Here is a 13,456-nt window from a genome sequence, read left to right as displayed (position 1 = left end):
CGAGCACCCGGCCCGCCGCGCCGTCCCCGCGCAGGACCGCGAGCGAGGCCTCGGTGCAGCAGACGACCAGCCCGGGCGCGGCCACCCGCACGGCCTGCCGCATCCGCTCGGCCGGCAGCGCGGGGTTGAGCGGGGTGTACCCGAGCCCCGACCGCATCACGGCCAGTGCCCAGATCAGGGCGTCGGCGGTGTGCTCACCCACCAGCACGACCCGGCCGCCGTCGGGGCACAGCCGGCGCAGCTGCGCCGCGCGCTCCCGGGTGGCCTCGTCCAGTTCGGCGTACGACCATGTCCGCGCGTCGGACTCCAACGCCACCAGGCCGTCGTTCCGCCCGAGGTGGTGCGCGACGAGCGCAGGCAGATCCACGAAGAACACCCTCTTTCGGCTTGCTGATTCGGAACGCGCGGCCGTGCGTCGGGCACGGCTCACGGACGACTGGTCATCGGCGGGGACACGGGTCACCGCGCGGATTCGGGCGCCCCGTCGCGGACCCCGATCCGCTCCTGGAGTTCGCCGAGGATGCCCGCGACGTTCTCGGACGACAGGAACCTGCTCTTGTACTGGAGCCGGAGCAGCGGCGGGCCCGGCAGCGAGCGGTCCGCGAGGAACTTCACGTCCTCGAACATCCGGGCGCTGCGCACCGGGATCCAGCGCCAGAGCCCGGGCTCCGGGCGCATCAGCGTGGTGTCCGACACGACGATGCGGGGCGTCCGGCAGCGCGCGGCCTCGGCCCCGAACGAGGTGAGGTCCGACAGCGTGAACCGGCCGAGCGAGTCGTAGTGGTTCCTGGTCCGCAGGAAGTGCTCCGGAGTGTAGTCGGATGCCTTCTCGCTGCGCACCACAACCGGTTTGAGCTCCACGAAGTAGCCGCCCTTGCGGGCGAACTCCCAGCGGGACACCGGGAATTGAAGCACCAGTCCGCCGCCGATGGCGCGCAGGACGGTGGCCGTGACGGCACTCAGCAGATCGTCGAAGGACACGCCCCGGCGCAGCGGCAGCCACTGCTCGCCGGAGGCGCCGATCATCGGGATCCCCGGGCGGCCGGGGGCCGGCACCGGTCCGAGCATCCGCTCCACCGCCTCGCGGTCGGCCGGCGCGATCGCCGCGTACTTGGCGAGCTGTGCCGCGTGGTCGCGGTAGCGGGCCTCGATGCGGCGGACGGGTTCGCCTCGCAGGTGGGCGCGCACCGCGGCCAGCACGGCCAGCGCGTCGGCCAGGTCGACGACCAGGTGGTTCAGTTTGACGAAGACGACGAACTCACCGTTCGCGTGCGGCCAGCAGGCGAGGTGCACCGCCTCGTCGAGCCGCAGCGGACGGCTGTTGTGGTACGCCGACACCGCGTCGGCGAGCTGCTCGGGGTCGCCGTCCAGGGGCGTGTCGTGCACCGTGCAGGTCGCGTCCGCCCGGGCCTCGTCGATGCCGAGGAGGTTGGCCAGCGCCCGGGTCAGCCCGATGGAGCGGAGGAACTCCACGATGCCGCCGGGGTCGGCGACACGGTCCGGGTCGGGGGCTCCGATCCAGGCGGCGCAGGGGTTGATGTCACAGTCCAGGTCCAGGTCCCGGAGGAAGCTGAAGATGTCCCGCACACTGGGCGCGTCGGGACGCAGGGAAAGGCCGGGCATCGGTTCTCTCGGATTCGGTGCGTACGGAAGGACACGGTCTTCTCGAAGAGAGGTCGGTTGCGTGCGTGCGAACCGCCTGCCGTCGGCTGCGCCGTGACTGCCCTCGGCATGGCTGGGAGTTTTGTCGATCGGCGTCGGAGTTCTCAAGTGGTGTACAAATCCGGGTGCCGCCGTGCAACTGCGGACGGGCGGCAGTTGCACACCCCGCTTCCCGTGGACTGCGGCGCCGGTGGCCGGCCCTCAGGTCTCCGGCTGCGGTTCGGGGGCGGCCTCCGCCGGGAGGAACGAGCGCTCGCGCAGCCGGAGTTGCTCGTCCGCGGTGTGCTCGACCCGGCGCATGGACCAGCGCAGGATCGGCGGCGCCATCAGGGAGGTGATGATGGCCACCAGCACGACCAGGGTGTAGGTGGTCGCGTTCAGGACGCCGATCCGCAGGCCGACCGTGGCGATGACCAGCTGGATGACGCCGCGGGCGTTCAGGGCGCCGCCCAGGGCGACGGACTCCCAGGGCCCGATCCCGGCGACCCGGGCACCGAGGTAGGCGCCCGCGACCTTCCCGATGACGGCGACCAGCAGGAGCACGACGGCGGACGCCAGGACCATCGGCCGGGTGAGCGCGCCGAGTTCGATCCGCAGGCCCGCCATGGCGAAGAACAGCGGGGCGAACACCGCCAGCACGACGGTGCGCAGCGGGGCCAGGTGGACACGGACGCCACGGGGCCCGGAGCCGATGATCATGCCGGCCAGGAAGGCCCCGAACATGGCCTCCAGGCCGAGTGCCTGGGTCGCCGCGGCGCCGAGCAGGATGAGCGCGGTGGCGCCCGCCGCGACGATGTTGCCGTCGCGGGAGCGCTCGGCGGCCCGCAGGGCGCGCTGGACCAGCGGACGGACGACCAGGAACGCCACGGCCACGGCGAGGGCGGTGGCGGCGAGCGGCGTGGTGACGCTGCCGACGTCGGCGTGGCCGATCGCCATGGCGGAGACCACGGACAGCAGGATCCATCCGGCGGCGTCGTCCACCATGCCGGCGGCGAGGGTGAGTTGGCCGACGTTGCGGTGGATCAGGTGCATGTCCGTGAGGGTCTTGGCGATCACCGGCAGGGCGCTGACGCACAGGGCGACGGCGATGAACAGCGCGAAGGCGAGGCGGTCGATGCCGGGCGGGATCAGGCTGTCCGGCGCCACCCATCCGGCGGCGAAACCGAGGCCCAGCGGCAGCAGCAGGCCGCCGAGCCCGACGCTGAGGGCGGTGGTGCCCCGGCGCCGTACCAGCGCCGGGTCCATCTCCATGCCGGTGATGCCGACCAGCAGGACCACGCCGATCTGACCGAGCGCGTCGAGGAGGTGGAACTGCTCCGCGGAGCGCGGAAGCAGCCAGTTCGCGACGGCGGGGGCCGCGTTGCCCAGGACGGTGGGGCCGAGCAGGATGCCGACGCAGAGCTCACCGGCCACGGCTGGCATCCGGACCCGGGCCGCGAGCCGCCCGCAGGCCGTCGCGAGCAGCACCAGGAGCCCGGCCTGGAGCAGGAAGACGAACAGTTGGTGGGCTGGTAGCGGCGGTACCGGCGCGGCGGCGTACGGCATGGGCGGCGGTCTCCTGGTGTACGGGGCGGAAGTTGACGGTGGTCACCGGCTCTCGGCTGCCGGCCGGGTCCGCGGACCCGATGCGCAGGCCGGGGGGTGCGAGCCGGATCACCGTGCCGGGACGGGCGGGACGGGCGGGACGGGCAGGCCGTGCGGTGGAGGGCGAACCGACGGCCACGGGCGGGTCAGCGGCGCAGGAAGGCCGCGCCGGAACGGACGCCCCAGTGGTAGACGAACAGGCCGACGACCGCCGTGGCGACGGTGTCCCACGGCGCCGGGATCACCCCCGTGCCGCCGAAGGTGCCGAGCCAGGACAGGATCAGCAGCAGCCCCAGGTAGCCGAGCAGCCAGGCACCCGTCCGCAGTTCGGCCAGCAGGTCGAGTCGGCGGTGCCACAGGACGGCGAACAGCAGCACGCTGGCCATCATCATCGGCAGCGCGGTGCGCAGGGTCTGCCAGGAGGCCCAGTAGACCAGTTCGGAGCCGACGACGAAGCCGGCGGGCGCGATCCAGCGCAGGCCACGGACCCAGCCCGCCAACCGCTCGGGCGCGGCCGCCCGGAAGGTGCCGGCCGCCACGGCGCACATCGAGTACGTGAGCAGGGCGAGCACGCCGACCATGCCGATGATCTGCTGCCACCTGCTGGCCGCGAACAGGCACACCATGCTGAGCACGAAGTTCAGCACCATCGCGTTCCTCGGCACGCCGACCCGCTCGTCCAGGACGGCGACCAGCTTGGGCAGTGCGCTGTTCTTGGCCACCGCATAGGTCTCCCGCCCGCCGGCCGCGACCGACACGAACGTCGAGCCCGAGGGCGAGAACACGGCGTCGGCGTAGATGATCGTGGCCAGCCAGCCGAGGTTGAGCAGCTGGGCGAGCTCACCGAAGGGCGAGGAGAAGTTCAGCCCGCCCCATCCCGAGCCGAGCCTGCCTTCCGGCACCGCGAGGATGAAGGCCAGCTGGAGCAGGACGTTCAGGACGACCGAGAGCACGATGGCGGTCAGCACGGCCCGGGGGATGTCCCGGCGGGGGTTGCGGGCCTCGCCGGACAGCTCGATCGGGGTGGCGAAGCCGTTCAGCGCGTAGATGATTCCGGCGCCGGCGATCGCGGTCAGTGTGGCCGACCAGCCCTGCGGTGCGAGCCCGCCGCCGGCGGAGACGTTGCCGGGGTGGAAGCTCGACACCAGCAGGATCACCACGGTGGCCACCGGAACCATCACCTTGACGATGGTGACGGCGAGGTTCAGCCGGGCGAACAGCTTGACCCCGAACCAGTTCAGTGCCACCAGGAGCACCAGCAGCCCGGCGCCGAGCGCCTTGCCGGAGGCGGAGAGGGCGTTGTGCTCGTACACGCCGGGCAGGTAGCGGTTCGCGTACTGCACGACGGCGGTGGCCTCGGTGGCCATCGTGCTGGCCACCGACAGGAGGACGGCCCAGCCGATGAGGGCGCCGGCCAGCCGTCCGTTGGCGAGCAGCGGCCAGCGCACCATGCCGCCCGACTCCGGGGTGCCCGCGCCCAGTTCGATGAGGACCAGCGCGATCAGGGTGAGCGCCGCGCCCGCGATGATCCAGGAGAGGACCACGGCGGGGCCCGCGGCGGCGGCGCCGTAGTAGGCGCCGAACAGCCAGCCGGAGCCGATGATGCCGCCGAAGGCGATTCCGGTCAGGCTCCAGAATCCGAGGCTGCGGTGGAGCCGGTCGGCCTGTCCCGGGTTCGGCGAGGTGGCGGCTTCCGGCGTGGTGGTGACGGTCACGCGGTCACCCCGCGGACCGGCGGCGCGTCGACGTGTCTCGGTGCTCGGGGAGTTCTCACTGCCATCGTGGCCTTCCTGGACTGCGGTCGGGACGGTCGGTGTGCTCGGGTCGGGACGGTCGGGTCAGATGCGGTCGGACCGGGTGCGGTCGGCGACCAGCGCGGCCAGGCGCTCGATTCCCAGCGCGATCCGTTCCGGGGTCAGGACGCTGCAGGAGAGCCTGATCTGGTGACGACCACCGGTGCCCGCGAAGAAGTGGTGCATGGGTGTCCACAGCACGCCGAAACGGCCGGCGGAATACTCAAGCATCGCGTCGTCCGCGGGGAAGGGCAGCGTGACGACGACGAACATGCCGCCCTGCGGGGTGTTCCACGACACCCCGGCGCCGCGCAGCGGGCCCCGGCTGCCGAAGTGCTCCTCCAGCGCGGCGGTCACGGCCCGCAGGTTCCGGCGGTAGACCTGCGCCTCGCGACCGGTGGCACGCTCCACGCTCAGGCCGTTCTCCAGCAGGAACCCTCCGATGACGGCCTGGGCGACGGTGGAGGTGTTGAGCGTGAGCATGCTCTTGAGCTTGGCGAGCTCGTCGGCGAACAGCGTGCCGCCGGTCACGGGTTGGTCCGCCACCAGATAGGCGACCCGGGCGCCGGCGAAGGCGGTCTTGGCGAAGGACCCGATGTAGACCACACGCCGCCCGGTGTCGCGCGACTTGAGCGTGGGCAGCCGCTCGCCGCCCGCGTGGAACATCGAGTACGGGTTGTCCTCCAGCAGCAGGATGTCCTCCTGCTCCGCCAGCTCCAGCAGTCGGCGCCGGTCGGCCTCCGGCATGCTGACGCCGCTCGGGTTCGCGAAGTCCGGCACCACGTAGCAGGCTCGCGGCCGCAGTCCCTCGGCCCGAGCAGCCCGGATCTTCCTCGCCAGGTCCGCCACGTCGAGGCCGTCCGGCCCCTCGCGCACGGACCGGACCGGCAGGTCGACCAGTCGGCTCGCCCCGAGGAAGCCGACGTACGAGGGGTACGCCGCGAAGACCACGTCACGTTCATCGGTGCGCAGGGCGCGCAGCACCAGGACCATCGCCTCCTGGCACCCCGTGGTCACCAGGACCGACTCGGGGTCGACGGCCAGGCCTTCGTCGATCTCCAGGTGCCGCGCGATCAGGTGGTGGATGAAGCCCTTGGTGCGCCCGTACTGGAAGAAGGTGCGCCGCACGGCCTCGGGGCCGAGTGCCAGGTCCTCGGCCAGGTGGCGTTCGAAGGTGTTCAGGTAGCGGCCGAGCGCGGCGACCTCGTAGAAGCCCTCGTACGGGCGGCCCGCCGCGAAGGAGACCGCGTCCGGGTACCGGCCGGCGATGTCGTTGAGCGTCGTCATGGAGGTGAGCACCGGGTCGCTCACCGAGGAGTGCAGTTCGCCGGGGTCCAGCCGGAGGCCCGCGGGCGCCTCGGCCAGGTCCACCGGAGTGCGGCCGAGGTCCTCGGACGTCCTGGTCATGGAGGTGGTTCCTGTTCTCGTCGTGGGGTCCGCGGGATCAGTCGGCGAGCGCGCGGGCGCGCAGTTCGACCAGCCGCTCAGGCTCTTCGAGGTCGGCCAGCACCTGCTCCCGGTCGTCGCCCACGGCGATGACGTGGCCGTAGCGGGCCAGGAAGGCGACCGGCGGCACGGCCAGCCGGCCGCCGGGGGCGACGGTCACGCCGGTCTCCCGGACGGTCGGGCCGAAGCGGTCCTCGTGCACGATCACCTCGATGGCCTCGCAGAGCTGCTCGGGCGCCAGGAAGCGGACCGCGGCGGTGCGGCGGAACGAGGGCGTGAAGTCGGCCTTGCGGCCGGCGGCGGCGTGGGCCGCGGCGACGGCGGCGTCGGCGCCGGAGGCGAGCCGCCCGAGGTAGGGGATGAGCTCACCGCCGAGCCGGGCGTTGACCTCCACCAGCCGGGGGCCCTTGGGCGTCAGCTTGAACTCGGAGTGGGTCGCGCCGTGGACGAAGCCCAGCGCGCGGTGGATGTCGCGGAGCTGCCCGATCAGCTCCGTGTCCTCAAGCAGCGGGTCGCCGGCGTCCACGTCGTGCCCGGTCTCCACGAAGTACGGCTCGGGCCCGAGGCGCTTGCGGGCCAGGACGGTCGGCGTGACTTCGCCGTCGTGGATGACCGCGTCGACACTGATCTCCGGCCCGGTGAGGAACTCCTCCACGAGCACGTTCCGCTCGTGCCGGGGCAGGCCCAGGAAATCGCCGTCCGCGCCGGCGAAGGCCTCGGTCAGCTGCTGCGGGTCGTCGACCCGCATGACGCCGCAACTGCCGGCCATGGAACGGGGCTTGATGATCACCGGGTAGCCGATCCGGTCGGCCGCGGCGAGGGCCTCGGCGACGGTGCTGACGGTGTGCGAGGCAGGCTGGGGCACGCCCGCGGCGGTGAGGACGGAGCGGGTGGCGGCCTTGTCGCGGCACGCGACGATGGTGTCCGGCGGGCTCCCCGGCAGCCCGAGGTCCTCGGCGAGCCGGGCGCAGAAGAGGACCTGCGACTCGTCGTAGGTGAACGCGCCCACGACCGGCAGCGAGTCCACGACCACTCGGGCGGCCGCGAGCATCGCCTCCGGGTCCCGGGTGTCGACCCGGGTGGCACCGGCGCAGTACGCCAGCTGCCAGCTCGCCTCGGCGGAATCGAGCAGCCAGAGCCGGTAGTGCTTCGACACGGCGGCCAGGATGTACTCGCGGTACGGGCGGTAGCCGCTGCCGACGAGCAGCAGGACGGGGGCGTCCTGAGCCGCGGCGCCGGAGCTGTGCACAGCCTGTTCAGTCATGACCGATTCCTTTGTGCGGGTGCGGGGAGGGCGGCATTCACATCGCGCGGGCCGAAACGGCACAGGAGGCGGCCGAATATGCGAATCGGAGTTTTCGCGAGGCCGGAGGCGGGGCGCTGCGCGATTGTTACCGGCTGGTCGAGAGACTGTCAACGGAGTTCGGAGTGGACGGCGGACGGGCCCGCGGCCCCTCCGCCGCCGCCTGTGCAACCGAGGAAAGTCGCAGTTGCACAGCACCGGACGACCTTGCGCGGCCCCGGGGCTTATGCCATAAAGATCCGGGCGTCGACTCCTGTGCGCCCGTCCAATCGAGGGAGGCCCGGTGTGAAGGATCGAATCCTGCAGATCGTCATCGAGGCGATCGACGACATCAATACCATGCGGGAGGAGAAGATCCCCACCGACAATGTGCTCGACCTGTGCCTCTACGGAAACGACGGGGTATTCGAGTCCATGTATTTGGTGGCTTTTCTGGCGCAGGTCGAGGAAGGCCTTGAGGACGAGTTCGGGGTGGAGGTCACCCTGGCGTCCGAGAAGGCCGTGTCACTCCGGGTGAGTCCGTTCAGCCGGGTCCGCAGGCTGATCGACTTCATCGAGGAGGAACTCCGACCCGTGGACGCGCAGAGCGTCACGGCATGATCATCATGATCACCGGTACCCGGACCGGGGTCGGCCGGGCGCTCGCCGAGCATTTCCTCGACTCCGGCCACGAGGTGGTCGGGTGCGGCAGGAAACCGGCCACCCTCGACCACCCGAAGTACCGGCACTACCAGGTGGATCTCACCGAGACGGACCGGACCAGGGCGATGTTCCGGGAGGTCCGGCAGGAGTACGGCCACCTGGACGCGCTGATCAACAACGCCGGCACCTCGACGATGAACCACTTCATGACGACGCCGGACGAGGTCACCAGGAAGATCTTCGACCTCAACTTCTTCGCCGTCCTGAACTGCTGCCGCGAGGCGGTGAAGCTGCTGCGCAAGTCGGACGAGACGGCCCCCGCGATCCTGAACGTCTCCACGGTCGCGGTGCCCTGGGCGCTCGACGGGCACCTGGCGTACTCGGCCAGCAAGAGCGCGGTCGAACAACTCGTCCGGGTCATGAGCAAGGAACTGGCCGCTTTCGGAATCCGGGTCAACGCACTCGGCCTGCCACCGGTCCGCACCGTCCTCACCCGGACCGTCGCACAGCCGAAGATCGACGCACTGATTGCCCGCCAGGCGATTCCCCGGATGTGCACGATGTCCGACATCGTCGGCCCGGTCGAATTCCTCATCGGCCGCCGATCGGCGTTCATCACGGGCGAGACCGTCTTTCTCGGGGGAGTGCACTGAATGCGGGACGAACTGGTACGGCGGTTCGAGGAGTTCGGCCGGAAAACCGCACTGATCGACCGGCAGGTCGAATTCGGTTACGATGACCTGCTGGACCGGATCCGGTCCGCCCGGGAAATGCTGCGCGCCCACGGGGTGGCACCACACGATGTGGTGGTCGTGAACGGCGGCTACTCACCGAACTCGATAGCGGCCCTGTTCGCGCTGTTCCTCAACCGGAACGTCGTCGTGCCCATGGTGACGCTCAACGAGCGGGACCTCGGCACCGTGATGGAACACTGCCGGCCCGGCTTCCTGCTGCGGGCGGGCGCCGGGCTGGAGCTCGACGAACTCGCGCCGCCGCCCGGCGGCACCCCGAGCGTGCTCGACCGGCTCGGTGACGAGGGCGCCGCCGGGCTCGTGCTGCTGAGCAGCGGGAGCACCGGCGCCCCGAAGGTCATCCTGCACAGCCTCGACTCGCTGGTCGCCGAGAAGCTGGAGAGCCGGCCCCGGCGCCGGGCGAGCACGCTCAACATCCTGATGGTCCTGATGTTCGACCACATCGGGGGCCTCAACTCGCTGCTCAGCACGCTCCTGGCGGGCGGGACCGCGGTCCTTCCCGGCCAGCGCACGCCCGAGGAGATCTGCGAGTTGGTCGAGCGTTACCGGATCCGCGTGCTCCCTGCGAGCCCGACCTTCCTCAACCTGATCCTGATGGGCGGCTACCACCGCACCCACGACCTCAGCAGTCTGCGCCTGATCACCTACGGCACCGAGCCGATGTCCGAGGAACTGCTCAAGCGGGTCAACCGGGAGATCCCGGGGGTGCGGCTGCTGCAGACCTTCGGGACCAGCGAGACCGGAATCGCGACCACCACGAGCGAGTCGTCCAGCAGCACCTACTTCAAGATCTCGGACGGCGGCGTCGAGTACCGGATCGTCGACGGCGAACTGCAGCTCAGGAGCCGGACCCAGTTCCTCGGCTACCTGAACTACGCCGACGACTCCCTCACCGAGGACCGCTGGTTCAGGACCGGGGACCTGGTCGAGGAGGGCGCCGACGGCTACCTCCGGATCCGCGGCCGGGCCAAGGAGCTCATCAACGTCGGCGGGGAGAAGCTGCTGCCGCTCGAACTGGAGACCGTCCTGCTGGCCAGCCCGCTGGTCGAGGACTGCGTGGTCTACGGGAGGCCGAACGCCATCACCGGGCAGACGGTGTGCGTGGACGTCAAACCCAGGGGCGAACTGACCCGCGCGGCCGTCCGCAAGCACGTGGTGGAGTTCCTCACCGGCAAGGTCGAGGCGTTCAAGATCCCCTCAAGGATCAGCGTCGTCGACGCCATCGGGATGTCGGACCGCCTCAAGAAGGTGCGGTCGCTCCCGGATTCCGGCACGGCCTGACCGGGCCGCCGACAAGCCTCATTCCAACCGGAGTCCGCCGCCACACCGGCGCGCGACTCCCCCAGTCCGTCCCAGGGAGAAACAAGATGGCACGATCGACGGTGGCGATCATCGGCGGCGGTCCCGCCGGCAGCGTCGCGGCTCTCACTCTGAACAAGCTCGGCCACGACGTCACGGTCTACGAGCGGTCCCGGTTCCCGCGGTACCGGATCGGCGAGTCCCTGCTGCCGGGGACGATGTCCATCCTGAACCGGCTCGGCCTCCAGGAGCGGATCGACGCCGAGAACTTCGTCAAGAAGCCTTCGGCGACCTTCCTCTGGGGGCAGGACCAGGCGCCCTGGACCTTCTCGTTCGCCGCCCCCAAGGTCGCCCCCTGGGTCTTCGACCACGCCATCCAGGTCAAGCGCGAGGTGTTCGACCGGCTCCTGCTGGACGAGGCCCGCGGCCGCGGGGTCACCGTGGTCGAGGAGGCCAACGTGACCGGCGTCGACCTGTCCCGCCCGGACGGCGTCGCCCTGGCGGTGCGCCAGGGCGAGGACACCCTGCGGGTCGAGGCCGACTTCGTCATCGACGCCGGCGGGTCGGGCGGACCGCTGGCCCGTCAGCTCGGCGTCCGCCGGTACGACGAGTTCTACAAGAACTTCGCAATCTGGTCGTACTTCAAGAAGAAGGACCCCTTCGAGGGTGACCTGAAGGGCACCACCTACTCGATCACCTTCGAGGACGGCTGGGTCTGGATGATCCCGATGAAGGACGACCTCTACAGCGTCGGACTGGTCGTGGACCGCTCCAAGTCCGCCGCCGTACGCGAGCTGGGCGCCGAGGAGTTCTACCGGACCACCCTCGCGAAGTGCTCCCAGGCCACCGACCTCCTGGGCGGTGCGGAGCAGGTGGACGAGGTCCGGATCGTGCACGACTGGTCCTACGACGCCTCGCAGTTCTCCGCCGACCGGTACTTCCTCTGCGGCGACGCCGCCTGCTTCACCGACCCGCTGTTCTCCCAGGGCGTGCACCTCGCCTCGCAGTCGGCGGTCTGCGCGGCGGCGGCGATCGACCGGATCACCCGCAACGAGGCGGAGCGCGACGCCGTCCACCAGTGGTACAACCGCACCTACCGCGAGGCCTACGAGCAGTACCACGAGTTCCTGGCGTCCTTCTACACCTTCGCCTCCTTCACCGAGCCGGACTCCGAGTTCTGGCTCAAGCGGCGGATCACCGAGTCCGACGACGAGCGCCTGAGCCGCCAGAAGTGGTTCGAGAAGCTGGTGAACAACAGCGGCCAGGACGATTCCGGGATCACGGTGACCAACTTCCGCGACCGGGCGTCCACGATGATCGCCATCGGCCGCCACCAGCGCCCGGAGCTCAGCGACGAGTTCTCCGAGGAGGAGCTGAACGCCGCCCGGGTGCGCTGGATCGGCGACCTGACCAAGCGGCTCAACAGCATCACCCGGCTCAGCTGGACCGGCGGCAAGGTCGTGCTGAAGCCGCACTACCGGGTCGAGACCCAGAGCTTCCGCCTCGAACAGCGCGAGATCCTGGCCAACCAGGAGGGGCTGGACCTGACCCAGTACCCCATGGACGAGGAGACCCGACAGGTCTTCCAGGACCTCGCGGAGGAGGAGTTCGGCTACCGGGCGCTGGTCAAGCGGCTCGGCGCCGTGGGCCGGCAGGAGATCGCCGCGCAGCTCGTACTCCGGCTCATGGAGTCCGGCCTGCTCACCGGCTACGACCAGGACGGCGCGAAGGTGTTCGTCCAGGGCCGGCTGCACTTCGGCGGCGTCGGCGTCGAGTACGAGGTCTGACACACCGACGACGCGCGGCCTCCCCCGCGCGTGAGTGTCCGAAACGCGTGACCGTCCGCACCGTGCGCCGCGCAGCCACCGTCCGATCGCCGTGCCCCCGCTCCGCCGGGGGCTGCGACCGGGCGGTGGCTGCCGTCGGTCCGCGGCCCCGGGACCCGCACGCCGCACCTGCCACGAGGAGAGACGCATGAAGCACATCGAACTGGGCGGCCTGGAGGTGTCCCGGATCGGCCTGGGCGCGATGGGCATGTCCATGGGCTACACCGGTTCGGGCGGCGACGACGCCGAGTCGATCCGCGCCGTCCACCGGGCGCTCGATCTGGGCGTGACCCTGATCGACACCGCCGAGGCCTACGGTCCCTTCAGCAACGAGGACTTGATCGGCCGGGCGATCCGGGGCCGCCGCGACGAGGTGGTACTGGCGACGAAGTTCGGGCTGGTCTCGCACGCGAACGGCGGCCCGGGGCGGCTCGACAGCAGCCCGGACAACATCCGCGCCGCCGTCGAGGGCTCGCTCCGGCGTCTGGGCACCGACCGCATCGACCTCTACTACCAGCACCGCGTCGACCCGGACACTCCCGTCGAGGACACCGTCGGCGCGCTCGCCGAACTGGTCGCCGAGGGCAAGGTCCGCCACATCGGGCTCTCCGAGGCGGGCGTCGGCACCATCCGCCGCGCCCACGCCGTGCACCCGCTCGCCGCCGTGCAGTCGGAGTACTCGCTGTGGACCCGCGATCCGGAGGCCGCCGTGCTGCCCGTCCTGCGGGAACTGGGGATCGGGTTCGTGGCGTACTCGCCGCTGGGCCACGGCTTCCTCACCGGCCGGGTCCGCTCGACCGCGGACTTCGACCCGAGCGACCTGCGGGCGACCAACCCCCGGTTCCTCGGCGAGAACTTCCACCACAACCAGCGCATCGCCGACGCGGTCGAGGCGGTCGCCGCCGCGGCCGGCGCGACACCGGCCCAGGTGGCCCTGGCCTGGCTGCTCACCCGGGGCGAGGACATCGCCGTCATCCCCGGCACCAGGCGGGCCGCCCGGGTCGCGGAGAACACCGCCGCCGACGCCGTCGATCTGACGCCGGGGCACCTCACCGCACTCGACCGGCTCCCCGCCGCCGCGGGCGATCACCACACGCCCGAGCAGATGGCGGAACTGGGCCGCTGACCCCTGCGGCCCTGCCCGGCTCC

11 protein-coding genes are annotated in these 13,456 nt (G+C 71.0%); 5 read left to right on the top strand and 6 right to left on the bottom strand.

Annotation, left to right across the window (positions count from 1 at the left end; translation table 11 throughout):
* From KS423_RS01265 to KS423_RS01240, 6 genes are all read right to left on the bottom strand, one after another.
* The coding region (locus KS423_RS01265) for an AMP-binding protein (protein WP_224273840.1) at nt 1–367 on the bottom strand (367 nt) is incomplete at its 3' end.
* A 92-nt stretch (nt 368–459) separates the two neighbouring features.
* Nucleotides 460–1,623: a hypothetical protein gene (locus tag KS423_RS01260; RefSeq protein WP_224273838.1), complete on the bottom strand. Its 1,164-nt coding sequence runs from the start codon at nt 1,621–1,623 to the stop codon at nt 460–462.
* Nucleotides 1,624–1,863: 240 nt separating this feature from the next.
* Nucleotides 1,864–3,207, bottom strand: coding sequence for a cation:proton antiporter (locus KS423_RS01255; protein WP_224273831.1), 1,344 nt, complete (start codon nt 3,205–3,207; stop codon nt 1,864–1,866).
* Between the two features lie 185 nt (nt 3,208–3,392).
* Nucleotides 3,393–4,961 carry an APC family permease gene (locus KS423_RS01250; protein ID WP_224273824.1) on the bottom strand — a complete coding sequence of 523 codons (1,569 nt, stop codon included), beginning with the start codon at nt 4,959–4,961 and terminating at the stop codon, nt 3,393–3,395.
* A gap of 123 nt (nt 4,962–5,084) precedes the next feature.
* A complete protein-coding gene (locus KS423_RS01245) occupies nt 5,085–6,446 on the bottom strand; it encodes a PLP-dependent aminotransferase family protein (RefSeq protein ID WP_224273822.1) in 1,362 nt (453 codons plus the stop codon).
* Between the two features lie 37 nt (nt 6,447–6,483).
* On the bottom strand, nt 6,484–7,749 hold the full coding sequence (locus KS423_RS01240; RefSeq protein WP_224273820.1) for an ATP-grasp domain-containing protein: 1,266 nt from the start codon (nt 7,747–7,749) through the stop codon (nt 6,484–6,486).
* Nucleotides 7,750–8,073: 324 nt separating this feature from the next.
* Between KS423_RS01240 and KS423_RS01235 the strand changes: the two genes are divergently transcribed.
* From KS423_RS01235 to KS423_RS01215, 5 genes are all read left to right on the top strand, one after another.
* The gene (locus tag KS423_RS01235; RefSeq protein WP_224273819.1) at nt 8,074–8,388 is read left to right on the top strand and encodes a hypothetical protein; all 315 of its coding nucleotides are present in this window, start codon (nt 8,074–8,076) and stop codon (nt 8,386–8,388) included.
* Nucleotides 8,385–9,083, top strand: a complete 699-nt coding sequence (locus KS423_RS01230; RefSeq protein WP_224273817.1) for an SDR family NAD(P)-dependent oxidoreductase — start codon at nt 8,385–8,387, stop codon at nt 9,081–9,083. Before KS423_RS01235 ends, KS423_RS01230 begins: the two co-directional genes overlap by 4 nt.
* Nucleotides 9,084–10,463, top strand: coding sequence for a class I adenylate-forming enzyme family protein (locus KS423_RS01225; RefSeq protein ID WP_224273815.1), 1,380 nt, complete (start codon nt 9,084–9,086; stop codon nt 10,461–10,463).
* A gap of 86 nt (nt 10,464–10,549) precedes the next feature.
* Nucleotides 10,550–12,268 carry a chloramphenicol-biosynthetic FADH2-dependent halogenase CmlS gene (cmlS, locus tag KS423_RS01220; protein WP_224273813.1) on the top strand — a complete coding sequence of 573 codons (1,719 nt, stop codon included), beginning with the start codon at nt 10,550–10,552 and terminating at the stop codon, nt 12,266–12,268.
* Between the two features lie 187 nt (nt 12,269–12,455).
* Nucleotides 12,456–13,433 (top strand): aldo/keto reductase, encoded by a 978-nt coding sequence (locus tag KS423_RS01215; RefSeq protein WP_224273812.1) that lies wholly within the window; start codon nt 12,456–12,458, stop codon nt 13,431–13,433.
* The last annotated feature ends 23 nt before the right edge of the window (nt 13,434–13,456 follow it).

The organism is Streptomyces sp. LS1784 (assembly GCF_020103755.1).
In the GTDB taxonomy this organism is placed as follows: Bacteria; Actinomycetota; Actinomycetes; order Streptomycetales; family Streptomycetaceae; genus Kitasatospora.
The sequence above is the reverse complement of the archived record's forward strand: the minus strand, read 5'-3'. Positions and strand labels throughout refer to the sequence as shown.